Origin of the sequence: Methanocalculus sp. (assembly GCF_029762515.1) — an archaeon.
GTDB lineage: Archaea > Halobacteriota > Methanomicrobia > Methanomicrobiales > Methanocorpusculaceae > Methanocalculus.
Map to the genome: position 1 here is coordinate 1 of NZ_JARVGN010000556.1, position 1,137 is coordinate 1,137.

Consider the following 1,137-nt stretch of genomic DNA (forward strand, 5'->3'; position numbering starts at 1 on the left):
TGAGACAACCTCGCCGATGATTGCAGCATCAGCGCCGGTCGGGTGGGAGCGTATTGCCGAGAGGATGGCTTCTGCATCATCTGCTGCAACCCCCATCACCACTTTACCTTCGTTTGCAACCTGAAGGGGATCGATTCCAAGGATATCAGCCGCAGACCTGATGCTCCTGCGAATCGGAACCTTCTCTTCATCCAGCAGGATTCCAAACCCGCTCTTCCGGGCCATCTCATTGATAGCAGCTGCAAAACCACCTCTGGTCGGATCCTTCATTGCATGAATGTCACCGGCAGCGAGCGCACGCTCAACTATCGGCCAGACCGGGGCAACATCTGACCTGAGCGTCTCACCAAATTCGAAGCCCTCGCGGTATGAGAGAATAGATATGCCATGATCACCAAGTGTGCCCGAGGAGATGATGAGATCCCCTTCCTGCAGGGTGCTGTCACGCACAGGGCGATCAGCTATCCCTATTCCTGCGGTATTGATGATGATACCATCGAGGGATCCCCGTTCCACAACCTTTGTATCACCAGTAACTATACTGGCACCGGCTTCGCCGAGTGCCAGATCCATCGAGGCAACAATACGGGCAAGATCCTCAACAGAGAAACCCTCTTCGATGATCATTGCAGAGGTGAGGGCAATCGGCCGTGCCCCCATAACTGCAAGATCGTTCACCGTGCCACAGACAGATAGCCTTCCGATATCTCCTCCCGGGAAAAAGAGGGGGCGGACCACATGGGAATCGGTGGTGAGTATAATATTGCTGCCATTAATGGGAATAATTGCTCCATCGTCAAGGGCTTCAAGACCAACACCACCAGCATTGTTGTGGGAGAAAGCTGTCAGAGTCCTGAGGAGTTCCCCCATCACCTCTCCACCGGCACCATGCATCAGATTGACTTTCATTCTTCACCTGTATCTATCTCAATATTTTTCACTACAATCTCTTTTCCGGCAACAAGTGTTGGGAGTTTTCCACAATCCGGGCAGACATAGATCTCTTCACCCTCATATCCGCATGTACAGCGGGTTCTGGGGGGGATGGTCTCACAGACGATCTCTGCTCCGTTCATTACCGGATCATCTGCTGTGAGGGTCTCAAAAAGAAAGGAGACCTGCTCCGGATTTATCATA

The 1,137-nt window shown here is 52.4% G+C and carries 2 protein-coding genes; both read right to left on the reverse strand.

The window, feature by feature from the left end:
- A partial coding sequence (gene hypE, locus QCH34_RS13115; protein WP_300334773.1) for a hydrogenase expression/formation protein HypE occupies window positions 1–909 on the reverse strand: 909 nt, incomplete at its 3' end.
- Window positions 906–1,137 (reverse strand): hydrogenase maturation nickel metallochaperone HypA (locus tag QCH34_RS13120; RefSeq protein ID WP_300334775.1); only part of this gene is annotated, 232 nt, incomplete at its 5' end. The genes QCH34_RS13120 and hypE, both read right to left, overlap by 4 nt.